Source organism: Nocardia sp. NPDC006044, from assembly GCF_042871115.1.
Taxonomy (GTDB): domain Bacteria; phylum Actinomycetota; class Actinomycetes; order Mycobacteriales; family Mycobacteriaceae; genus Nocardia.
Genome location: NZ_JBIAID010000001.1, coordinates 1055901 through 1078211 on the forward strand (window position 1 = coordinate 1055901; position 22311 = coordinate 1078211).

The 22311-nt window shown below is 68.8% G+C and carries 21 protein-coding genes; 16 read left to right on the forward strand and 5 right to left on the reverse strand.

The window, feature by feature from the left end; all coding sequences use genetic code 11:
- The first annotated feature begins 38 nt into the window (after positions 1–38).
- Positions 39–1046, forward strand: a complete 1008-nt coding sequence (locus tag ACFYO1_RS04895; protein ID WP_387227253.1) for an ATP-binding cassette domain-containing protein — start codon at positions 39–41, stop codon at positions 1044–1046.
- The gene (locus ACFYO1_RS04900; protein ID WP_387227254.1) at positions 1043–1804 is read left to right on the forward strand and encodes an ABC transporter permease; all 762 of its coding nucleotides are present in this window, start codon (positions 1043–1045) and stop codon (positions 1802–1804) included. Before ACFYO1_RS04895 ends, ACFYO1_RS04900 begins: the two co-directional genes overlap by 4 nt.
- 95 nt (positions 1805–1899) lie before the next feature.
- Here ACFYO1_RS04900 and ACFYO1_RS04905 read toward each other — a convergent pair whose 3' ends face one another.
- Positions 1900–2757 (reverse strand): LysR family transcriptional regulator, encoded by an 858-nt coding sequence (locus ACFYO1_RS04905; protein WP_150405406.1) that lies wholly within the window; start codon positions 2755–2757, stop codon positions 1900–1902.
- Positions 2758–2868: 111 nt separating this feature from the next.
- Between ACFYO1_RS04905 and ACFYO1_RS04910 the strand changes: the two genes are divergently transcribed.
- From ACFYO1_RS04910 to ACFYO1_RS04920, 3 genes are all read left to right on the forward strand, one after another.
- Entirely contained in the window at positions 2869–4161 is a 1293-nt protein-coding gene (locus tag ACFYO1_RS04910) for an NAD(P)/FAD-dependent oxidoreductase (RefSeq protein ID WP_387227256.1), read from the forward strand.
- Between the two features lie 208 nt (positions 4162–4369).
- Positions 4370–5197, forward strand: coding sequence for a GNAT family N-acetyltransferase (locus ACFYO1_RS04915; RefSeq protein ID WP_387227258.1), 828 nt, complete (start codon positions 4370–4372; stop codon positions 5195–5197).
- Positions 5194–6231, forward strand: a complete 1038-nt coding sequence (locus ACFYO1_RS04920; RefSeq protein ID WP_387227260.1) for a lysophospholipid acyltransferase family protein — start codon at positions 5194–5196, stop codon at positions 6229–6231. Before ACFYO1_RS04915 ends, ACFYO1_RS04920 begins: the two co-directional genes overlap by 4 nt.
- Before the next feature lie 71 nt (positions 6232–6302).
- Here the strand turns inward: ACFYO1_RS04920 and ACFYO1_RS04925 are convergent, their stop codons facing one another.
- Positions 6303–6650, reverse strand: a complete 348-nt coding sequence (locus ACFYO1_RS04925; RefSeq protein WP_387227262.1) for a DoxX family protein — start codon at positions 6648–6650, stop codon at positions 6303–6305.
- Between the two features lie 339 nt (positions 6651–6989).
- On the opposite strand from ACFYO1_RS04925, the gene ACFYO1_RS04930 reads away from it, so the two are divergent.
- The 6 genes from ACFYO1_RS04930 (at position 6990) to ACFYO1_RS04955 (ending at position 14613) form a co-directional block, all read left to right on the forward strand.
- Positions 6990–8219, forward strand: a complete 1230-nt coding sequence (locus tag ACFYO1_RS04930; RefSeq protein WP_387227264.1) for a cysteine desulfurase family protein — start codon at positions 6990–6992, stop codon at positions 8217–8219.
- Complete coding sequence (gene mnmA, locus ACFYO1_RS04935) at positions 8219–9343, forward strand: tRNA 2-thiouridine(34) synthase MnmA (protein ID WP_387227266.1); 1125 nt, start codon at positions 8219–8221, stop codon at positions 9341–9343. Before ACFYO1_RS04930 ends, mnmA begins: the two co-directional genes overlap by 1 nt.
- Positions 9344–9554: 211 nt before the next feature.
- Positions 9555–10589: a methionine synthase gene (locus ACFYO1_RS04940; protein ID WP_387231685.1), complete on the forward strand. Its 1035-nt coding sequence runs from the start codon at positions 9555–9557 to the stop codon at positions 10587–10589.
- A gap of 110 nt (positions 10590–10699) precedes the next feature.
- Positions 10700–12829: an NAD-dependent DNA ligase LigA gene (ligA, locus tag ACFYO1_RS04945; protein ID WP_387227268.1), complete on the forward strand. Its 2130-nt coding sequence runs from the start codon at positions 10700–10702 to the stop codon at positions 12827–12829.
- 57 nt (positions 12830–12886) lie between these two features.
- On the forward strand, positions 12887–13582 hold the full coding sequence (locus tag ACFYO1_RS04950) for an SDR family NAD(P)-dependent oxidoreductase (RefSeq protein ID WP_387227270.1): 696 nt from the start codon (positions 12887–12889) through the stop codon (positions 13580–13582).
- The gene (locus ACFYO1_RS04955; RefSeq protein ID WP_387227272.1) at positions 13579–14613 is read left to right on the forward strand and encodes an S-adenosylmethionine:tRNA ribosyltransferase-isomerase; all 1035 of its coding nucleotides are present in this window, start codon (positions 13579–13581) and stop codon (positions 14611–14613) included. The genes ACFYO1_RS04950 and ACFYO1_RS04955 overlap by 4 nt, the downstream gene beginning before the upstream one ends.
- Before the next feature lie 54 nt (positions 14614–14667).
- On the opposite strand, the gene ACFYO1_RS04960 is transcribed toward ACFYO1_RS04955, so the two are convergent.
- Entirely contained in the window at positions 14668–15015 is a 348-nt protein-coding gene (locus ACFYO1_RS04960) for a hypothetical protein (protein WP_387227274.1), read from the reverse strand.
- 215 nt (positions 15016–15230) lie between these two features.
- Here ACFYO1_RS04960 and ACFYO1_RS04965 point away from each other — a divergent pair, with 215 nt between their 5' ends.
- The 3 genes from ACFYO1_RS04965 to ACFYO1_RS04975 all read left to right on the forward strand — a co-directional run bounded on the left by ACFYO1_RS04965 (position 15231) and on the right by ACFYO1_RS04975 (position 17509).
- On the forward strand, positions 15231–16475 hold the full coding sequence (locus ACFYO1_RS04965) for an ATP/GTP-binding protein (protein WP_387227276.1): 1245 nt from the start codon (positions 15231–15233) through the stop codon (positions 16473–16475).
- Between the two features lie 40 nt (positions 16476–16515).
- Positions 16516–16863 (forward strand): hypothetical protein, encoded by a 348-nt coding sequence (locus ACFYO1_RS04970; protein ID WP_387227279.1) that lies wholly within the window; start codon positions 16516–16518, stop codon positions 16861–16863.
- 118 nt (positions 16864–16981) lie between these two features.
- Positions 16982–17509 carry a GNAT family N-acetyltransferase gene (locus ACFYO1_RS04975; RefSeq protein WP_387227282.1) on the forward strand — a complete coding sequence of 176 codons (528 nt, stop codon included), beginning with the start codon at positions 16982–16984 and terminating at the stop codon, positions 17507–17509.
- Between the two features lie 535 nt (positions 17510–18044).
- Here ACFYO1_RS04975 and ACFYO1_RS04980 read toward each other — a convergent pair.
- Entirely contained in the window at positions 18045–18695 is a 651-nt protein-coding gene (locus ACFYO1_RS04980) for an amino acid-binding protein (protein WP_379287915.1), read from the reverse strand.
- Between the two features lie 572 nt (positions 18696–19267).
- Between ACFYO1_RS04980 and gatC the strand changes: the two genes are divergently transcribed.
- Together gatC and gatA are read left to right on the forward strand one after the other, a co-directional pair.
- Positions 19268–19567: an Asp-tRNA(Asn)/Glu-tRNA(Gln) amidotransferase subunit GatC gene (gatC, locus tag ACFYO1_RS04985; protein ID WP_378719791.1), complete on the forward strand. Its 300-nt coding sequence runs from the start codon at positions 19268–19270 to the stop codon at positions 19565–19567.
- A complete protein-coding gene (gene gatA / locus ACFYO1_RS04990) occupies positions 19564–21039 on the forward strand; it encodes an Asp-tRNA(Asn)/Glu-tRNA(Gln) amidotransferase subunit GatA (protein ID WP_387227285.1) in 1476 nt (491 codons plus the stop codon). The genes gatC and gatA overlap by 4 nt, the downstream gene beginning before the upstream one ends.
- A gap of 422 nt (positions 21040–21461) precedes the next feature.
- Here gatA and ACFYO1_RS04995 read toward each other — a convergent pair whose 3' ends face one another.
- Positions 21462–22307 (reverse strand): SDR family NAD(P)-dependent oxidoreductase, encoded by an 846-nt coding sequence (locus tag ACFYO1_RS04995; RefSeq protein ID WP_387227286.1) that lies wholly within the window; start codon positions 22305–22307, stop codon positions 21462–21464.
- Positions 22308–22311 lie beyond the last annotated feature (4 nt).

Below are 22311 nucleotides of genomic sequence, written 5' to 3' on the forward strand. Positions count from 1 at the left end.
GCTTGACTATTTGGTCGATCGTTCCTACCGTAAGCGGTGTGGAAACGATCGACACTGTTCGTGGCCGCACACGTACCGCGGTCATCGAGGTGCGTGGGCTTGCCCGAACCTTCAACACCGGAACCGGTCCCGTCGAGGCGGTCAAGGGGGTCGATTTCGCCGTGCACGACGGCGAAATCCTCGGTCTCCTCGGTCCGAACGGCGCGGGCAAGACGACGACCCTGCGCATGCTCAGCACGCTGATCGCGCCGACCGCGGGCGAGGCGAGCATCTCCGGCGCGGATCTACGGACCGAGGCGCGACTCGTGCGGTCGCGCATCGGGTATGTCGCGCAGGGCAACATGACCAACGACCTCGAACTCGTGATCGATGAATTGATCCTTCAGGCAAGGCTTTTCGGCTTGAGCAAGCCCCGGGCGACGAGCAATGCCGAGGAACTCCTGGCCGCGCTGGACCTGGACGGACTCGGCGGGCGCAAGTGCTCGCAGCTGTCCGGCGGGCAGCGTCGCCGGGTGGACATCGCGCTCGGCCTTGTGCACGGCCCGAAGCTGATCTATCTGGACGAGCCGACCAGCGGCCTGGATCCGCAGAGCCGGGCCAATCTGTGGGAACACATTCGGGGACTGCGGGATCGGGGCACCACCATCGTGCTGACCACGCACTATCTCGACGAGGCCGACGCGCTCTGCGACCGGCTGCTGGTGATGGATCACGGCGACATCGTCGCCGAGGGCACGCCCGACGAACTCAAGCGCCGCATCTCCGGCGACGTGGTCAGTCTCGAACTCGCCGACGAGCAAGCGGATCTCGCGTTGCGGGTGGCCGAGACGGCGCTCGATGTGCGGTCGGGGGTCAGAGCCGAGGACGCGGGCGCGACGGTCGTGCACCTGACGGTCGAGCGAGGCGACGCCGCCGTGGTGCCGCTGCTTCGGGCCTTGGACGAACAGGGGATAACGCCGGGCGCCATCACGGTCAAGCGACCGAGCCTCGACGATGTCTTCCTCACTATCACCGGACGTTCACTGCGCGAAGGGAACCGGTCATGAGATTCGCCCACGACACCGGCCTGATCTTCTGGTCCCAATTGCGGAGCAACCTGCGCAACCCGATGTGGGTGCTGATCGGTCTGTCGCAGCCGGTGCTGTATCTGGTGCTGTTCGGTCCGTTGATCAAGGGCATCGCGCCCGCGCTCGGGACCGACATCGACCCTTGGAAGATCCTCACGCCGGCCTTGGTCATCCAGACCGGGCTGATGGGTTCGCTGTATGCGGGATTCGCGATCATCTCCGAGTTGCGCGCGGGTGTCATAGAGCGACAACGGGTTACGCCCGCGGATCGGGGAGCGCTGCTGCTCGGGCGGGTGCTCAAGGACATGGTGGTGCTGATCGTGCAGGCCCTGATCCTGGTGGCGGTGGCGGTGCTGGCCTTCGGATTGCGCCCCGACCCACTGGGTTTGACGCTGTCGGTGCTGCTGATCGCGGTGATGGCGGCCGGCCTCGCGGCCGCGTCCTACGCGCTGGGTCTGTGGGCCAGAGACGAGGGCACGCTCGCGTCGGTGCTCAACACGCTGACCCTGCCGATCATGCTGCTGTCCGGAATCCTGCTGCCGATGGCCGTCGGACCGAACTGGCTGCAATACATCGCGAAGGCAAACCCGTTCTCGCACACCGTGGATGCCGCACGAGCGCTGTTCCGCGGCGACTTCGGCAGTGCCGACGTCTACCTCGGCACCGGCGTCACCGTGGCGGTCGCGCTGGTGCTCATGGTGATCGGCGCCCGCGGCTTCGCCAGGGAGAACGCCTGAGTCGAACCGGCCAGGGCACTGCGTGATTCATCGCGAACGACCCCGAGTTCACGCTCGGGGTCGTTCCCTGTCGATCAAGGCCGATGCAGTGTCGATCAGGGCCGATGCAGTCCGGCGAGCAACGTGGTGAGAATCGGGGAACGGCGCACATCGCTGCGCAGCACCGCGGAGACCGGGATGCGGAGCTTCTGCTCGGCCAGCTTCAACACGACCAGGCCCTCGGTGGAACTCTCCGCGTAGAGCACCGTCCACGCGTCGGGCCGGTTGATCAGCTCCAGGGTCGCGGTGTGATCGGGGGGAATCGGCGGACCGAACGTCGGCCCGGTCGGCAGCTCGGCGAAGGCGGACCGAATCACGGTGTGCAACAACACCTGTTCCTGCTCCGGCGGCAGCAGCAGTGGATACCTGCTCAGATCCGACAGCGTCACCGTCTCCCTGGTGGCCAGCGGATGCGCGCTGGAGGTCGCGATCACCAGATCCTCCACCCACAGCTGCTCCACCTCCAGCCCGGGCTGATCGACGCTGCCGCGGATGAGCGCGAGATCGCAGTCGCCGTCGGCCACCGCGGTGATCCGCTGCCGGAACGGCTTGATCACGAACTCGATCTCCGCCTCGGGATGCGTCGCCCGGGCGCCGGCGATGGCGGACAGCGATCGGGTCGCGAAGGACATGTTCGCGGCGAGCCGGATCCGCGGACCGACGGTACGCACGGCCGCCCGGATGGCGGATTCGAGGCTGAGCATCTGTTTCGCAAGGGGAAGTAGCCGTGCGGTGGCGTCGGTGGCCACCACTGATCTTGTCGAGCGCTCGAACAACTGCACGCCGAGATCGCGCTCGAGCCGGGAGATCTGATGGCTGATCGCGGACTGTGAGATAAAGCACCTCGCGGCCGCTCCGCTGAAGCTGAGCTCCTCGCAGACGGCCACGAAGTAGGTGAGCTGCCGAAGTTCCACAGCGCCTCCGATTAATGACGGATCGAGATAAGAGTCATCTGAATTATGCGCCCTAACTCCTGAAATATCCTCGTTCCCGATGACGGTTGGTAATGAGAGAAGGAGGCTGTCATGCAGTACGTGGATGCGGGAATCGAAACCGCGGGTGTCGTCATCGTCGGATCGGGGTTCGGCGGACTCTCCGCCGCCAAGCAACTTGCCAAGTCGGGTATCGATTACGTGCTGATCTCCAGCACGCCGGAGCACCTGTTCCAACCGTTGTTGTACCAGGTAGCGACCGGTGTGCTGGCATCGGAGGAGATCGCACCGCCGATCGCCTCCATTCTGCGCCGCCACCGCGAGGCGGACGTGCGCCTCGGCAAAGTCGTCGCCATCGATCCGGACAAGGCGATCGTCACCTATGAGCACGACGGCGAGCAGCGCCGCATCCGGTACGGCTCGCTGATCGCCGCCACCGGCGCCAGCCAGTCCTACTTCGGCCGTGACGATTTCGCCGAGAAGACCTTCTCGCTCAAGACCATCGACGACGCCAAACTCCTGCGCGCACAGATCCAGCGGGTCTTCGCCGAGGCCGCGGGCGCCGACGAGGAGACCAGGCGCAGGCTGCTGAGCTTCGTCGTGGTCGGCGCGGGCGCGACCGGCGTCGAGGTGGCCGGGCAGCTGAAGGAACTCGCGAAAAGGTACTACCACCAAGAGGTTTCGGTCACCCTGGTCGAGGGCGCCGGTGAGGTGCTGCCCCCGTTCGGCGGCGGACTCTCGGAGTACGCGAAGAAGTCGTTGACCCGTAGCGGCGTCGACGTGCTGCTCGGTACCTTCGTCACCGACATCGACGAGGGCAAGGTCACCGTCAAGGACAAGAGCGGCGTCGAGCGCGGCATCGCGGCCGAGACCATCGTCTGGTCGGCGGGCGTGCAGGTCGGCGGGTTCGCGAAGGTCCTCGCCGAGGCCACCGGCGTCGAAACCGACCGGGCCGGAAGGCTGTTGATCAATCCGGACCTGACCGTCGGCGGCTACGCCGACATCTACGCCATCGGCGACATGACCTCCCTGAACGGCTACCCGGGCCAGTCGCCGGTGGCCATGCAGGAGGGCAGGCACGCCGCGGACATCATTCGCCGGAAGAAGCAGGCGGGCACCGCGTTCAAGTACTGGGACAAGGGCAGCATGGCGGTGATCAGCCGGTTCAGCGCGGTGACCAAGCTGAACGACAAGATCACCTTCCGCGGCCTGATCGCCTGGGTCATGTGGCTCGCCGTGCACCTGTTCTACCTGGTCGGCTTCCGCAACCGCTTCGCCGCGGTCGCGTCCTGGCTGGTCGCCTTCATCGGCACCGGGCGGCCCGGTTTCGCCGAGGTGACCAAGGCCGCCGAGCGACCACGCGTCGCCGAGAAAACGGCGGCCTGAGGTCCGTTCATTCGCTGAAAGTCGCGGCACGAGCAGCTCGTACCGCGGCTTTCTCGATGACGGCGCCGCGGTTACGGCGCGCGGGCGCGAACGGGGCGCGACGGTCCGGTGAACGCTCGGTGTGATCATCATCTCGTTCACTGAACCGGCATCGGCGCGACACTTCGAGGTCGCTCCGGCGCAGTGTCCGGCTGGGTTCATTGACGATATGACTATTACGTCCGTGTTGACAGCCCCGGCGCGCTCGACGGACTCCGGGGTGGAACGGTCACGGTACTCGCTGGTCGTTTCGTCCGATGCCGAGCACCGCGTGGCGGCACAGCGACTGCGCTACGGCGTCTTCGCGAGCGAGCCCGGGTTCCACATCCCCGACAACGGCACCGGCCTCGACGCCGACCGTTTCGACGAGCACTGCGACCATCTGCTGGTTCGTGACGACCTGACCGATGACTTCGTCGGCTGCTACCGGATGCTGCCGCCGGACCAGGTCGCCGCGGCCGGCGGTTACTACACCGCCACGGAATTCGATCTGGCCCAACTGGATCCGGCCGGTCGCCGGATCGTCGAGATGGGCCGCGCGTGCGTCGTGCCCGACCACCGCAACGGCTCGGTGCTGACCCTGATGTGGGCGGGCATCCTGCACTACATCCAGCTCACCGGCTACGACTGGGTGATGGGCTGCGTCTCGGTGCCGATGCAGGACGACCCGGCCGACGAGCCCGGCGTGAACGTGCGCGGCGTGCGCGACCTGCTGCTCGGCCGGCACGGCTCGGATCCGGAACAGCGGGTGCGCCCGCTGCGGCCGGTGGTGGTGGACGGCAGGACCCTCGACGACATGACTCCGCCCGCCCGGCCCAAGCTGCCGCCGCTGCTGCGCGGGTACTTGCGCCTCGGCGCGGAGATCTGCGGCGAGCCCGCGCACGATCCGGACTTCGGCGTCGCCGACTTCGTCGCCGTGCTCGGCCTGGACACCATCAACACCCGCTACCTCAACCGATTACAGGACGCGGCCGCGACCTTCGACGGGGGACGGTGAGGACTGTGGTGTTCGACGCGCCGCCCGCACAGGCCACCGCACACGCGTGGATGCCGTCGAGCCCGTGTGGGCCCGGCTGCATCGAGTCGATCGACCAGGTCGGAACCGGCCGGGTCGTCGGCAGGCTGCTCGGCGTGGCCGGGCTGCTGATCAGCTTCCCGCTGGTGAATCTGGTGACGCCGGCGGGCAGGCGCGAACGCGTGCAGCGCGGTTACGCGCGCACGCTGCTGAGTTGTCTCGGCATGGAATTGCGGATCGTCGATCGCCGGATCGACTCGAACGGGCGCGGTGCTGTCGATGAGGGCAGCACCGCGCCCGCCGTTTACGCGCCGTCCGGCACCGGGGTGATGGTCGTCGTCGGGCACATCGGCTGGACCGACATCGTCGCGCTGGCCGCGGTGCAGCCGCTCGGCTTCGTGGCCAGGGCGGACATGGTCGACTGGCCGGTGCTCGGCAAGCTGGCGCGGTTGATGCGGGTCATCCCGATCGAGCGGGAGAAGCTGCGCGCGCTGCCCGAGGTGATCGCGCAGATCAGTGCCAGGCTCACCGCGGGCGAGCGGATCGCCGTGTTCCCCGAGGGAACGACCTGGTGCGGTCGCGCTTACGGCAGCATGCGGCCCGCGTTGTTCCAGGCGGCCGTCGACACCGCGACCCCGGTGCAGCCGGTGCGGTTGCGCTACCTGGACCGGCACGGCGTCCAGTGCACGGTGCCCGGCTTCGTCGGGGAGGACAGCTTCGGCTCGTCCGCCCGCCGGGTGCTGCGTTCGCGCGGCATGGTCGCCGAGGTGGTGCTCGAATCGGTGCAGCAGCCCGGCACCGATCGCCGTGATCTGGCGCGTCGTTGCGAAGCCGCGATCCGCGGCGCGGAACCGTCCCGGCACGGATCTCTCGACGCCACGGTGTGGATCGAGGCCGGCCAGACCCGCGTGCAGGACCCGTCCATCGCCGCCGACGCACCGGAGGTTCGCCGGCCGGCCCGCCGTCGGCGACCGATGTTGCGCAGGGAGCGACGAGTCGACGCGGCGGCCGAGTAAGGGAGAACCGCCCGGATGACGCAGAACAGCCGCAGGCGATTGCCTGCGGCTGTTGGCCGAGCGGCCCGCGTTTACCGGGCGAGTTGCAGGGCGAGGGTCGCGGCGGCCGGGACCAGGTACAGCACCGGGAAGATGGCGGTCTGGTACGAGCGAGCCCGGATGGCGGTGGCCGAGGCACCGAGGAAGTAGGCGATCAGGCAGACCGCCGCGGCGACGCCGATGGCCGGGATGAAGAAGCCCACGATCAGTCCCAGCGCACCGGCCGACTTGGCCAGCGCCAGCCAGTTCCACCACGCCTTCGGCACCCCGTACTGCTGGAGCGGCTCGACGACGAACTGCTTCTGTGCGGCCAGCGAGTAACCCGAGAAGCCGATCCACAGGGCAGCGAGCACACCGACGATGTAGTAAGCCACGTTCATTGGAGTTCCTTTGTTCTTTCCGCAGCGTGTCTGCGTGGTTGCTGGGTTGACGACGCAGGCTGCCCGGGTGTGACAGCGATTCCGGGCGGCGGCGGAAACGAGACGCAGGTCTCAATCCAGGGAGATGTCGGTCGCGCACTGCGGTCCCGCGCAAGGCGCACCGCGACGCGAGCGACCGGTCCCGGAACACGGCGGCCGAGCGCGGGGACGCGCCGGTGGCGGGAATATCGGCGGCCGGTCGTCGGGTTGCGCATCGTGGGTGAATCGAAGACAAATCGAAGGCAACGCGGGGGCACCCCCAAGATGCGCAGGTCAACGCTGGGATAGGCTTATTCGGTCATGAAGGCGGGTTTCTCGGGTCCGGTCCACGGTGCGGCGGCCCATACGGTCTACCTCGATCATGCGGCCACCACACCGATGTTGCCTGCCGCGATCGAGGCGATGACGGCTGCGCTCGGGGTCACCGGCAACGCGTCGTCGCTGCACGGTTCCGGTCGGATCGCCCGGCGGACGCTGGAGGAGGCGCGCGAGTCGATCGCCGCCGATCTGGGCGCCCGGCCCTCGGAGGTCATTTTCACCTCCGGCGGGACCGAGAGCGACAATCTGGCGGTCAAGGGCATCTACTGGGCGCGTCGCGACGCCGACCCGCGCCGGACCCGGATCATCGTCAGTTCGGTCGAGCATCACGCGGTGATCGACACGGTCGAATGGCTCGAGCAGCACGAGGGCGCCCGGGTGACCTGGCTGCCGGTCGATGCCGAGGGCGTGGTCTCCCCCCGTGCGTTGCGGGCCGCGCTGTCGGACGGCCCCGATGACGTCGCGCTGGTATCCATCATGTGGGCCAACAACGAGGTCGGCAGCATTCAGCCGATCGGTGAATTGGCCGCCCTGGCACAGGAATTCGGTGTGCCCATGCACAGCGACGCGATTCAGGCCGCGGCGCAGCTGCCGATCGACTTCGCCGCGAGCGGGTTGTCCGCGGCCAGCTTCGCCGGGCACAAGGTCGGTGGGCCGCACGGCGTCGGCGTGCTGCTGCTCGGGCGGCAGGTGCCGTGTGTGCCGCTGCTGCACGGCGGCGGTCACGAACGCGACCTGCGTTCCGGCACTTCGGATACCGCGTCCGTGGTCGGACTCGCCACCGCGTTGCATCAGACGGCCGCCGAATTGCCCACGCGCACCCCGGAATTGACCGCGTTGCGGGACGCGCTGATCGACGGCGTGCTGGCGATCGCGCCGGAGGCGGTGCTCAACGGCGCGCCCGGCGATCGGCGACTGCCCGGCAACGTGCACTTCACTTTCCCCGGCTGCGAAGGCGATTCGCTGCTGATGCTGCTGGACGCGGCGGGGATCGAGTGTTCGACCGGTTCGGCCTGCACCGCGGGCGTCGCGTCGCCGAGCCACGTGTTGATCGCGATGGGTGTCGAACCGTGGCAGGCCCGCGGTTCGCTGCGTTTTTCGTTGGGGCACACCTCGACTCGTGCCGATGTGGACGCGTTGCTGGCGGTCTTGCCCCAGGTTGTGGATCGGGCCAGGGCCGCGGGTCTGGCCGGTGCGAAGGGAGGTGTTTGATGCGAGTACTCGCCGCGATGAGTGGTGGTGTTGATTCGGCGGTGGCGGCGGCACGTGCTGTCGACGCTGGTCACGAGGTGGTGGGCGTGCATCTCGCGCTGTCCGCGTCGCCGGGCACATTGCGTACCGGGTCGCGTGGTTGCTGTTCCAAGGAGGACGCGGGCGACGCCAGGCGAGCCGCCGACGTGCTCGGGATCCCGTTCTACGTCTGGGATTTCGCCGACCGGTTCAAGGAAGACGTGATCGACGATTTCGTCGCCGCCTACGCGGCCGGTGAGACGCCGAACCCGTGCCTGCGCTGCAACGAGAAGATCAAGTTCTCCGCGCTGGCCGATCGCGCGCTCGCGCTCGGCTTCGACGCCGTGGTCACCGGGCACTACGCGCGGCTCGACGACGGCGTGCTGCGCCGGGCCGTCGACGCCGACAAGGACCAGTCCTACGTGCTCGCCGTGCTGAACGCGCAGCAGCTCGCGCGCGCCATGTTCCCGGTCGGAGACACCCCGAAGCCGCGGATTCGCGAGGAGGCCGCCGAGCGCGGGCTGGCCGTCGCGAACAAGCCGGACAGCCACGACATCTGTTTCATTCCGTCCGGGGACACCCAGGCGTTCCTCGGTGCGAAGATCGGCATCCGGCCGGGCGCCGTGGTCGACGCCGACGGACATAAACTCGCGGATCACGAAGGCGTGCACGGGTTCACGATCGGTCAGCGCAAGGGGCTCGGGCTGCCGGGACCGGCCGCGGACGGAAAGCCCCGGTACGTGACCGGGATCGATCCCGATTCCGGGACCGTCCGGGTCGGCTCGGTCGAGGACCTGCAGGTGTGGACCGTCGAGGCGGAGCGCGCGATCTGGACCTCCGGTGTCACGCCGGACGGGCCGATCGAGTGTGTCGCGCAGGTTCGGGCGCACGGCGGCATGGCTGCCGCGGTGGCCGAGGCGGTCGGCGACGGGCTGATCGTCCGGCTGCGCGAGCCGTTGACCGGTGTCGCGCGCGGCCAGGCGGTGGTGCTGTACCGGCCGGATGAGCTGGGCGACTTGGTGATCGGCAGCGGAACCATCTCCGGGACCGGTGGCTCCGGCGGTGCGGCCGTCGGCAGTGACGCGGAGTCTGCTGCCACGCGGTGAGCTCGTCCTTCGCCTCGATGTGCGAGGGTTACCCGGAACCGACTGTCCCGCCGGCTCGCGCCGGTCGGCGAATCCGCCTGCCGCGCACACTGATCAGACCGCAACCGGGCTCCGGGTGCGCGCACCACGATCGATCGATGGAAGCTGACAACGGGTGTATCACAACGCGAAAGGCACAGAAATCGACGCAGCGGACCGGCCGGTGAGCGGATTGCGCGGTGGTATCGCGACCGGCGTCGGCTCCTGGCCGGGCGCCGACGCCCGCGAGGCCGCCACCACCATTCTGGGTGAACTGCCGGATCTGCCGCACCTGGTGGAACTTCCGGGTCGCGGGCCCGGTTCGGACATGATCGGGCGGATGTCGGCGCTGCTGGTCGACATGCGGTTCGACACCACGACGCGCGGATACCGGCTCGCGCCGCGGCCGGGGGGAGTGTCCCGGCGGGCCCGCGATCTGCTCCGCGGCGACCTCGACGCGCTCGAAGAAGCCTGGGAGACAGCGGGTTCGGCAGGCTCCGGCCGCCCGATCAAGCTGCAGGTAGCCGGTCCGCTGACGCTCGCCGCGCAGGTCGAACTGCCCAACGGGCACGTGGTGCTCACCGATCCCGGTGCGCTGCGCGATCTTTCGGAATCCCTCGCCGAGGGAATGGTGACCTACGTCGCGGAGGTGCGCCGGCGACTCGGCGCGGAAGTCCTTCTGCAACTGGACGAACCGTCCCTCACCGCCGTCCTCGAGGGCTCCCTGAGCGCCGTCAGCATGCTCGACAGCGTCCGCGCGCTGCCCGAACCCGAGGCCCTCACTATCCTGGACCGGGTCATCGCCACCCAGTCCGCCCCGGTTCTCGTGCACAGCTGCGCCGAATCGCCCGCGCTCGCCTTCCTGCGCAAAAGTGCTGCCGCCGCAATCGGTTTCGACCTCGCCACTATCGCCACCCGCGACCTCGACAGCGTCGGCGAACTCCTCGACACCGGCAAACACCTCCTCCTCGGCCTGGTCCCCACCACCGCGCCCAGCGCCCCACCGAGCTGGCGTGACATAGCCGAACCCGGCGTCCGCCTCATCGACCGCCTGGGCTTCCCCCGCCGCACCCTTGCCAACCAAACCCTGGTAACCCCCGCCTGCGGTCTGGGCTCCACCCCGCTCCCATGGGCCCGCAAAGCGCTCTCCCTGGCCACCGAAGTGGCCCGCGCCTACGCCGAAGACCCCGACTCACTCACCTTCGCCGAGCCCTCGGCCCCCGCCTGACGTTCGCGTCCCGCCGGTCGGCCGACCAGCTCGGCCGGCCTCGCGATCAGTGCGGCGACGTGCGGTAACACTGCCGGGAGATGTCGGTGGGCTCGGCTAATGTGCGTTGGGTGAGCGACAGCGGTGCGGTGAACAGTGAAGCGGGCGCGGTGGCGGCGGCTACGGCGGAGCAGCGCGTCGAGTGGCAGCGGCTGGCGGACGAGGTGCGCGAGCATCAGTTCCGGTATTACGTGCGGGACGCACCGATCATCACCGACGGTGAGTTCGACACGTTGCTGCGCCGGTTGCAGGCGATGGAGGAGGAGCATCCCGACCTGCTCACCCCGGATTCGCCGACGCAGCTGGTCGGCGGCGGGTTCGCGACGGACTTCACCGCGGTCGATCATCTCGAGCGGATGTTGTCGCTGGACAACGTGTTCGATTTCGACGAGCTGCGCGCCTGGGCCGGCCGGGTCGAGGCCGAGACCGGCCCCGACCTGCATTATCTGTGCGAGGTGAAGATCGACGGGGTCGCGCTGAACCTGGTCTACGAGAACGGGCGGCTGGTGCGCGGCGCCACCCGCGGCGACGGGCGGACCGGTGAGGACGTCACGCTCAACGCGCGCACCATCGACGACATCCCCGGCGAGCTGACGCCGACCGACGAGTTCCCCGTGCCGACCCTGCTCGAGGTGCGCGGCGAGGCGTACATGCGGCTGGAGGATTTCGAGACGCTCAACGCCTCGATCGTGGCCGAGGGCAAACCGCCGTACGCCAATCCGCGCAACACCGCGGCAGGCTCGCTGCGGCAGAAGGATCCGTCGGTCACCGCGCGCCGCCGGTTACGGATGATCTGCCACGGCTTCGGCCGAATCGAGGGGTACGCGCCGGCCTCGCAGCACGAGGCCTACCGCGCGCTGGCCGCCTGGGGCCTGCCGGTGTCCGAGCACACCAAGCTGGTGCAGGGCATCGACGCGGTCATCGAGCGCGTCGAGTACTGGGGCGTGCACCGCCACGATATCGAGCACGAGATCGACGGCCAGGTGATCAAGGTCGACGAGATGGCGTTGCAGCGGCGCCTCGGCTCCACCTCGCGGGCCCCGCGCTGGGCGATCGCCTACAAGTACCCGCCCGAGGAGGCCACCACCAAGCTGCTGAACATCGAGGTGAACGTCGGCCGCACCGGCCGGGTCACCCCGTTCGCGGTGATGGAACCGGTCACCATCGCCGGCTCGACCGTCTCGATGGCCACCCTGCACAACGCCTCCGAGGTCAAGCGCAAGGGCGTGCTGATCGGTGACACGGTCACCATCCGCAAGGCCGGCGACGTGATCCCGGAGGTGCTCGGGCCGGTGGTCGACGCCCGCACCGGCGACGAGCGCGAATTCGTGATGCCGACGCATTGCCCGGAATGCGGTACCGAATTGGCGCCGCAGAAGGAGGGCGACGCCGATATCCGCTGTCCCAACCAGCAGTTCTGTCCGGCCCAGCTGCGGGAGCGGGTGTTCCACGTCGCCGGTCGGGGCGCGTTCGACATCGAGTCGCTCGGCTACGAGGCCGCCAACGACCTGCTGAAGTCGAACGCGATCACCGACGAGGGCGACCTGTTCGACCTCGACGAGGCGACCCTGCTGACCACCACGCTGTTCGTGAACAAGGACGGTGAGCTGTCCGCCAACGGCAAGCGGCTGCTGGAAAACCTGAACACGGCGAAGAACCGGCCGCTGTGGCGGGTGCTGGTCGCGCTGTCCATCCGGCACGTCGGCCCCACCGCGGCCCGCGTCCTGGCCCGCGAATTCGGCAGCCTCGACCGGATCCAGAACGCCTCGGTCGAAGAACTCGCCGCGGCGGACGGCGTCGGCCCCACCATCGCCGCCGCGGTCGCGGAATGGTTCACCGTCAACTGGCATCACGAGATCGTGGACAAGTGGCGCGACGCCGGCGTGCGGATGGCCGACGAACGCGACGAGTCCATCGAGCGCAACCTCGAAGGTCTGTCCATCGTGGTGACCGGCTCGCTGGAGGGGTTCTCCCGCGACGGCGCCAAGGAGGCGATCCTGATCCGCGGCGGCAAGGCCGCGGGGTCGGTGTCGAAGAAGACGGCCTTCGTGGTGATCGGTGACTCGCCGGGCACGAAGGCCGCGAAGGCGGAGGAGCTCGGCGTGCCGATCCTCGACGAGGACGGATTCCGGCTGCTGCTGGAGTCCGGGCCGGAGGCGGTGACGCCCGCGACGGCCGACGCGGACGCGAACAACGCTTGACCTGAACTTCACTTCAGGTATGAGGATGAGCGGGTAGGCAACTACCAGGAGGTTCCCATGGCTCGTCCCACCGCACTGATCACCGGCGCGTCCGCCGGATTCGGGTTGGCGCTCAGTCGCGCACTCGTCCGACGCGGATGGCGAGTGATCGGCACCGGCCGCCGCGCCGAACGACTGGCGCGGGCGGCCGAGGAGCTGGGCGCCGCGTTCATCCCGGTCCCCGGCGACGTGACCGATCCGGCCCACCGCGCGCTGCTCGCCGAAACAGCGAGCAGCGCGGGAGAACTCGCGCTGGTTGTGAACAACGCGAGCCGGCTCGGTCCCAGTCCGCTCGTCCGTCTCGCCGACTACCCGCTCGACGAACTGGAGCTGGTCTACCGCACGAACGTCCTCGCCCCGCTCGCGGTCATGCAGTTCGCCCTGCCGCTGCTGGCGCCCGGCGGCAGTGTGGTGAACATCAGCTCCGACGCCGCGATCGAGTCGTATCCCGAATGGGGCGGCTACGGCTCGTCCAAGGCCGCGCTCGATCAGCTCACCGCGATCCTCGGTGCCGAGCACCCTGACCGGTCGATCTACGCGTTCGATCCCGGCGACATGCGCACCGAGATGCACCAGGCCGCGTTCCCCGGTCACGACATCTCCGACCGGCCCGAACCCGACACGGTGGTGCCCGCGCTGCTGCGGTTGCTCGAGGAGAAACCCAAGAACGCGCGTTATGCCGCAGCCGATTTCGCGGTGGGGCACGCCTCATGACGGTCACGCTGGCGCAGCCCGCCTTCACCCTGCCGCCCGAACGCAATGCCGTCGCCCCGGCGGAGGCGCGCGGTCTCGCCCGCGACGAGGTCCGGTTACTCGTCGCCGGAGACCGGCTCACGCACGCGCAGTTCCGCGAACTGCCGCGTCACCTGACACCGGGCGACCTTGTGGTGGTGAACAATTCGGCGACCCTCGCCGCGGCGGTCGACGGCCGGATGGCCGGCACGCCGATCGCGCTGCACTTCGCGACCTGGCTGGACGACGGCGGCTGGGTGGTAGAAGTCCGGACGACCTCGCGCACTCCGTTTCCCGCGGAACAGCTTTCGTCCGGAATGGTCATCCAGCTACCGGAGGGCGCACGAGCCACGCTCCGCGCGCCATGGCTGGCCGGAGCCCGCCGGTTGTGGATCGTCGACGTCACCACCGACCCGCGTTGCCTGCTGGACGTTTACGGCTACCCGATCACCTATTCCTATGTGCCGCAACGCTGGTCCGCGTCGTACTACTCGACGGTCTTCGGCCGCATCCCCGGCAGCGCGGAAATGCCGAGCGCGGCAAGGCCGTTCACCGAACGCCTGGTTCTGGACCTGATCGCGGCGGGCGTCGCCATCGCGCCGATCACCCTGCACACCGGGGTCTCCTCACCGGAGGCGGGCGAACCGCCGAGCCCCGAACGCTTCACGGTCTCGGACTCGACCGCCCGTACGGTGAACGACGCGAAGGCGGCGGGCAAACGCGTTATCGCGGTCGGCACCACGGTCACTCGCGCTCTGGAAACCGCGGCCGACGAGTCCGGCCGGGTGCACGCCGCGCACGGTTGGACCGAGCTGGTACTCGGCAGCGAACGCCCGGCGCACGTGGTCGACGGGCTGATCACCGGCTGGCACGCACCGGGTGCGTCACATCTGGATCTGCTGGTCGCCGTGGCCGGCGAGGCCACCGTTCACGAGGCGTATGCGGCGGCGCTGGACACCGGGTACCTGTGGCACGAGTTCGGCGACAGCGCACTGCTCCTGCGCGGGCTGTGAGCCCCGCAGGTCCTCGGGCAGTCGCGCGGCGGGACGAAAGAGGCGCCGCGGCGGTCAGTTCGGGGTGACGGACACGGTGGCGCTCTGCTGCCCCACGATGTCGAACCGCCCGCAGGTTCCGTTGCTCAACTCGTGCCGGGTGGTGACGATCTTCTTCTTGTAGTTCAGGTAGCCGGCCTCGGCGACCACGTCGGCGCCCGTCATCGAGCACACTTTGGAGATCGTCTCGGCGGTGTAGGTCGCGGTCCCCGTCTGACAGCGGGGTTCGGCGTTGGAGAAGAAGATGCGCGCGGAACCGTCGGCGCAGGTCTCGGCGGCGGCATGCGGTGCGACCGCCACGACCGACCCCAGGGCGATGGCGCCGGCGATGGAGCTTCGGATTACCAGACGACGAACCGTCATATCGTTACCCATCAGTTTCGAACGTTTGCAGCAAGAACGGCACACGAACAAGTCGTGGCGTCCAGCATGCTAACCCGTAACCAGGGTCTTTGTCGGACGATCTGCCCGCACCACCGGTTCACGCTCGCGCTATGCGTATCGGCTATCAATTCCCTCCGGGGTGATCGGCCCGCCCTGCTGTCGCGGCATGGCGACCGGGACGACAGGATGGCGGGATGCTGCGCAGTTTTCAGGTGACGAATCACAGATCGCTGGCCGAGGAGCAGGAACTACGGCTGACCAAGGGCGGGGGACAGGTGGCGGTGCCGGTGACCGCGATCCACGGTTCGGCCGCGGCGGGCAAGACGAACCTGATCGACGCGCTCGCGCAGATGCGTGACGCGGTGCTGCATTCGGTGACCGGCTGGGATCCCTATGCCGGGCCGGCCAGGTCGCCGCACCTCGGATTCCCGGACCGCCCTTCGGAATTCGTGGCCGGCTTCGTCGCCGAGGGCGTGCCCTACACCTACGGCTTCCGGCTCGACAACGCCGACGTGACCGCCGAGTGGCTCTACACGCAACCCCGCTCGCGTAAGCGAATCGTGTTCGAGCGCAACGGCGAACAGATCAAGATCGGCCCGATGTTCGAGGCCGCCCGCTACGGGATCGCCGCGCTGGTGCCGCTGGTGCGGCCGAATGCGTTGCTGCTCAGCCTCGCCGGGCAGATGTACGCCGACGCGCTGGTGCCCGCCTACCGCTGGTTCGAGTCGATGCTGGAGGTGCAACTCGGCCCCGCCGATCCGGCCGCCATCGCACACCGGCTGGGCGGTCACCTCTCCCGCTCCCCGGAGAACGCCGCGCGCCTGCTCATGCTGCTGCGCACCGCCGAACTCGGCATCACCGATCTGCTCATCGCCGAGAACGACCCGATGTACGCGGACTACCTGCGCGACCTGGACGCCGACATCGCCGCGCTCGGCAAGCAGATCGAACTGTGCGCCACCTCGCCCGACTTCGCCGACCGGATGTTGCGGGAGAACGGTTTCACCCCCGTGCTGCTGGAGCGTGAACTGACCAACATGAAGGCGGCCAGGGACGCCCTGTACGCGCGCATGGTGGCTCGCCGCGGCGTCGGCCTCGGCCTGGTGCACGACGGCATTGCCAATCCGTTCGACATCACCGACGAATCCACCGCGACCCAGTCGCTGCTGCGTGTGCTGCCGACCATGATGGACGCGCTCGACTCCGGCCGCGTCCTCGCGATCGACGACATCGGCGCGCATCTGCCCGCCGAGGAGACCGATCGCCTGATCCAGCTGTTCCAGAATCCGGAGACCAATTCCCGAGGCGCACAATTGATCTACACGACCAACAACCGCGCGCTGATCGATCGGGGCAACGGGCGTTCCGCGCGGACCCGCAGCGCGGTCTGGCAGGTTCGCCGCACCGATCACGGCACGAGCGAACTCGCCACGGTATAGCTGCGGGTTCGGCATGGCCGGGCGCAATAGCATGGGGGCCATGCTGGAGTTCGGAATGCTGCTGATCATGGTCCTCGCCGTAGCCGGGGTGGTCGCGGTCTATCTGCGCGGCCGCGGCGGCTTCCGTTCCACGCCGGGGGAGACCGGCACGCTCTACGTCACGGGTGTGAGCCCGCGGCCGGACGACGCCGTCGGCGAGCAGTTCGTGACCATCACCGGCAACGTGACCGGGCCGACCGTGCAGGGTGCCGTCGTCTACGGACGCTTCGCCTGGGACGTGAGCGCGTGGCCGGCGATCGGCGATCTCCTCACCATCGCCTACCCCGCGGGCAAACCGGAACGCTGGCAGATCGTGGATCCCGGCGCACGGCCCGGTCTCGGCTCCTGACCGGTAGGTGCGTCGCGCATTTCGTGGCGAGGATCAGGGCCGGCCGGCCGGCGGCGAGGTGGCGGACGAAGGCGTGTGTGACGTAGACCGTTCTACGCCGGATGGCACGATGCCTGGTATGGATGCGAATGCCGGTGTCGGTGGCGAGAACGTGGGACTGATCATTCGGACGGCCGAGCCATCCGAGTACGCGGCGATCAGCGAGCTCACCGTGGACGTCTATGTCGGGGAGGGCTTCGTCCGCGCCGACACCCCGTACGCGGCCGAACTCGCCGACACCGAGCATCGCGGCGCGTCCGCGCAACTCCTGGTGGCCACGCATGCCGGGCGGATCGTCGGATCCCTCACCGTCGCCCGCCCCGGCACCCCCTACGCGGAGATCGCGCTCCCCGGCGAACTCGAGTTCCGCATGCTCGCCGTCTCGAAGGCCGCCCGCGGTCTCGGCGCGGGAACCGCCTTGGTACGCACCGTGATCGACATCGCCAAAACCGAAGGCTTCCACGCCGTAGCCCTCACCACCATGCCCGCCATGACCGACGCCCGCCGCATCTACGACCGCCTCGGCTTCACCCCCGTCCCCACCCGCGACTGGCACACCCCCGCCGGCGAACTCCTCACCGTCCTCCGCCTAGACCTCACCACCTAACCCCCCTCCCCTAACCGAGAGGGTCAGCGTCGACCGGGACATGAGCGTGCGGCTACTCGTACTTTCCCGCCCTCATGTCCCGTTGGCGGTAAGGGACACCGTCGAATGGGCTGCCGATGAACGGGATACAGGCGGTCGCTAGGGCTGTTCCGCCGCGCGCGCTCCCCTCGACCTTGCCCTGTCGGCCGTGAGAGTTGTTGCCGAACTGGACACCAGAACCTGGCCACTTCAACCTCATCCCCCCTTCGTGGCAAGCATTGCCGCTGAGCGGGACGTGAGGTTGTGGTTACTCGTACTTTCCCGCTGTCAGGTCCCATTGGCCGTGAGAGCCGCTGCCGAACGGGACAGGGCGGGGGTGTTTGACGTTCCTGCTGCTATTTCCGTTGGTGGTCGAGGGTTGTCGGTGGGTGGGACGTGAAGGTGCGGCTGCTCGCCTCCGCTGGCAGATCCCGTTGGCTGACGGGGCTGGGTGTTGGAGGCGGCGGGGCGTCCGTTTCCGGTGTGTCTCGTTCTGCGCGTGGGCCTTTGGCGAATGTCAGCCGAGGACGGTGGCGACGATTCCGGCGAGGTAGCCGAGGCGGGCCACCTCGGACGGGCGGAAGTCGGGGCCGCCGGGGCGGCCGAGCAACAGGACCTTGCCGGTGTTGCCGAGCGGGGCGGCGGCGAGCTTGGTGTCCATGTCGCGCCAGATCTCGGGGACCCAGTCGGATTCGGGGTCGAGGATGGCGGGCTTCTCCAGCGGCATCCAGGGCGCCGAACCCGCTTGTGTCTCCGGCGCACTGGGGCTGCCGACCACACGGTAGGCACCCTGCGGGCCCATGTCGATGATGGTGCTCCAGCCGACGCGCAGCACCCGGGGCACGCCGTCGACGAGCACCTGTAATCGGTCGTCCTTGGCGCTGGCGACCTGGTCGATCAGTTCGAGTTCGCGGTGGGTGTCCAGCACGCCGGAGTACGGGCGGATGGAGTCGACGCGCACATCGCCGATCGACTCGGCCGCGGTGATCAGGGTGTCGGGCAGTGCGCCCTGCGGCACCTCGACGACGAGGTCGTCGACGGCGAAGCCGGCGCCGCGTTCCACCACGTCCAACGAGAGGATGTCGGCGCCGACGGAGCCGAGTGCGAGCGCGAGGGCACCGAGGCTTCCCGGTCGATCCGGAAGTTGCACGCGGAGCAGATACGACACGTGCGTTCCTTTCCTAGGGCGGCCGAGGCTCTCAACGGATACCCGGGTCACGCAATACTTACACCCCCGCGCCCCGGTAATCGACTCGAAGTACGGCCAGTGATGTACGCCACGCGGCGATTTCGTGACAGTACGGCGTGTCGAGCTAGTTGGGAAACCGTGTCGTCGAACCGGATCGACCCGAATCGGCGTCATGCGCGGCACGCTCAGCCTACCGCCGCCCTCCGACACGAGCGGCGGGTGTCGCGCTGTTGTGGCCGGGCCGCGCCCGATATGCGATGTTCGACCGGATCGCTGTATTCCTTTGTGTCCCTGCGGCACGCTCGCGCTGAGCAGCCGAGTAGCGGCGGATATCGCGCTGTTGCGCGCGGGCAGCGCGCGCCGGATCGAGAATCGGATCACCGGGATCGCATTTGCGGCCCGCGCGACGGGATGCCCGTGGACCGAGGCATGGGCGGTCGGTGTCGCGCGGTGGCCGGTGGCTAGGCTGTACGGGTTGCGTGGCCGGTACGCAATGGCGTTGCCGGAACACGATGTGAACTGTTGAAACCGAAGCCGAAAGGGGTCCCGCGGTGCCCGCCATCTCCCGTGACGAGGTAGCACACCTCGCCCGGCTGTCCCGGCTCGCGCTGTCCGATGCCGAACTGGATCAGTTCGCCGGTCAGCTGGATTCGATCCTGAGCCACGTGCGGACCATTTCCGAGGTCGCCGCCGCCGATGTCCCGGCCACCGCGTCGCCGAATCCGACGACGAACGTGACCCGGCCCGACGTGGTCGTGCCCTGCCTGACCCCGGAGCAGGCGCTGTCCGGCGCCCCGGCGGCCGAGGAGCAGAAGTTCGTGGTTCCGCAGATCCTGGGAGAGTCCCAATGAGCGACGACCTGACCACGCTGTCCGCGGCCGAACTGGCCGAGAAGATCCACGGCGGCGAGGTGTCCTCGGTCGAGGTCACCCGGGCGCATCTGGATCGGATCGCCGAGGTCGACGGCGAGTACCACGCGTTCCTGCACGTCTCGCAGGAGCAGGCGCTCGAGGCCGCGGCCGCGGTGGATTCCGCGCTCGCCGCCGGCGCCGCGCCCGCGTCGCCGCTGGCCGGAGTTCCGTTGGCGCTCAAGGACGTTTTCACCACCACGGACATGCCGACCACCTGCGGGTCGAAGATCCTCGAAGGCTGGGTCTCGCCCTACGACGCGACGCTGACCACCCGGTTGCGCGCGGCGGGCATCCCGATCCTGGGCAAGACCAACATGGACGAGTTCGCCATGGGTTCGTCCACCGAGAACTCGGCCTACGGCCCGACCCGCAACCCGTGGGACACCACCCGCATCCCGGGCGGTTCCGGCGGCGGTTCGGCGGCCGCGCTGGCCTCGCACCAGGCGCCGCTGGCCATCGGCACCGACACCGGCGGCTCGATCCGCCAGCCCGCCGCGGTGACCGCGACCGTCGGCACCAAGCCGACCTACGGCACGGTCTCCCGCTACGGCCTGGTCGCCTGCGCGTCCTCGCTGGATCAGGGCGGCCCGTGCGGGCGGACGGTGCTGGACACCGCGCTGCTGCACGAGGTGATCGCCGGGTACGACCCGCGCGACTCCACCTCGCGCGACGTGCCGGTCGCTCCGGTCGTCGCCGCGGCCCGCGAAGGCGCCAAGGGCGACCTCAGCGGGGTGAAGGTCGGTGTGGTGAAGGAACTTCACTCCGACAGCTACCAGCCGGGCGTGCTCGAATCCTTCGACGCCGCGGTCGCGGTGCTGAAGGAACTCGGCGCCGAGGTGATCGAAGTGTCTTGTCCGCACTTCGAATACGCGCTGTCGGCCTACTACCTGGTGATGCCGTCCGAGGTGTCGTCGAACCTGGCGCGCTTCGACGCGATGCGGTACGGCCTGCGGGTCGGCGACGACGGGCAGCACAGCGCCGAGCAGGTCATGGCGGCCACCCGCGCCGCCGGATTCGGCCCGGAAGTCAAGCGCCGCATCATGATCGGCACCTACGCGCTGTCCGCCGGTTACTACGACGCGTACTACGGTCAGGCGCTGAAGGTCCGCACGCTGATCGCCCGCGACTTCGACCAGGCTTACGAGCAGGTCGACGTGCTGGTCTCGCCGACCAGCCCGTTCACCCCGTGGAAGCTGGGCGAGAAGGTCGACGACCCGCTGGCCATGTACCTGTCCGACCTCTGCACCCTGCCCACCAACCTCGCCGGTCACCCCGCGATGTCGGTCCCGTCCGGGCTGAGCAAGGACGACGGTCTCCCGGTCGGCTTCCAGATCATGGCCCCCGCCCTCGCCGACGACCGCCTGTACCGCGTCGGCGCGGCGTACGAAGCCGCCCGCGGCGCCATCGCCTGACGGATCGAACTCCGCACCCCCGCTTGGAACTTCGCACACCGGTCAGCTAGCTGGCCAGTGTGTGAGGCCAGGCGGGGGCGTGCGGTTGAGCCGCGCCCCGGGTTGAGCCGAGCCCTGGAGTTCAGCCGAACGCTCATCGAACCGATCGGCGAGATAACGCAACTTCGCAGATCGCCTCGGGGCTTCGCACAGCCTTCACCTGTTGTGGGCTGTGTGAAAGGCGAGGTAGGCCTGTGAAGGCGGTTTTCGAACCTGTCGGGACCCCGAAGCTTCAGGCGGTCGGGTGAGGTCGCGGGCGGCCGCGTAGAGCGTGCCTTCGCAGACCGCCTCGGGGCTTCGCACAGCCTTCCGCCTGTTGTGGCCTGTGTGAAGGGGGAGGTGGGTCTGCGAAGGCGTGCCGAAATGCCGGACCTGCCCAGACTTCAGGCGGGCCAGGTGAATTCGGGGTCCTTCAGGTAGTCCAGGCGGCGCTGGTCCAACGCCATGGCGACCATCTGGTGCGCGCCGGGGCCGATGATCTTGCGTACGGGCGGGTTCGGGTCGTTCACCAGCGCGATCAGCCCGGCGGCGCCGACCTCGGGAGCGGCCTCCTTCCATTCGGATTCGTAGTCGGTGGCCGGCGGCGGCGCGCTCGGGTCCGGGTAGTCCGGCATGCCGAGAATTCCGGTGCGCACCTGCTCGTAGGCGGGCAGTCCGCTGCCGAACTTCATGCTGGTCTTCGCCCAGTCGGTGTCGAAACCGCCCATCTGGGCGAGGGTGACCGAGATGCCGAACGGTCGCAGCTCGTCGGCGAGCGAGGCGCTGAAGCCTTCCAGCGCCCATTTGCTCGCGTTGTACAGGCCGAACAGCGGAAGACTGCCGACCGCGCCGACGGTCGAGATCTGCACGATGTGCCCGGAGCCCTGGGCGCGCAGATGCGGCACGGCCGCCTGGGAAACCCACAGCGCACCATAGAAGTTGGTGTCCATCTGGTCGCGGATCTGCGCCTCGGTGAGTTCCTCGATCGCGCCGACCAGGCCGTAGCCCGCGTTGTTCACGATCACGTCGATGGTGCCCATCAGCGCGAAAGCTTTGTCCACGGTGGCGGTTACGCCGTCGCGGTCGCGAACGTCCAACGGCAGCACGGTGAGTCGCTCGTCGGTGAGGTCGGCCATGGAATGCGGGTCGCGAGCGGTCGCGACGACGCGGTCACCCTCGGCGAGCGCGGCCCGAGTGAAGGCCCGGCCGAGTCCGCGGTTGGCGCCGGTGATGAACCAAGTTCTGGTCATGGAA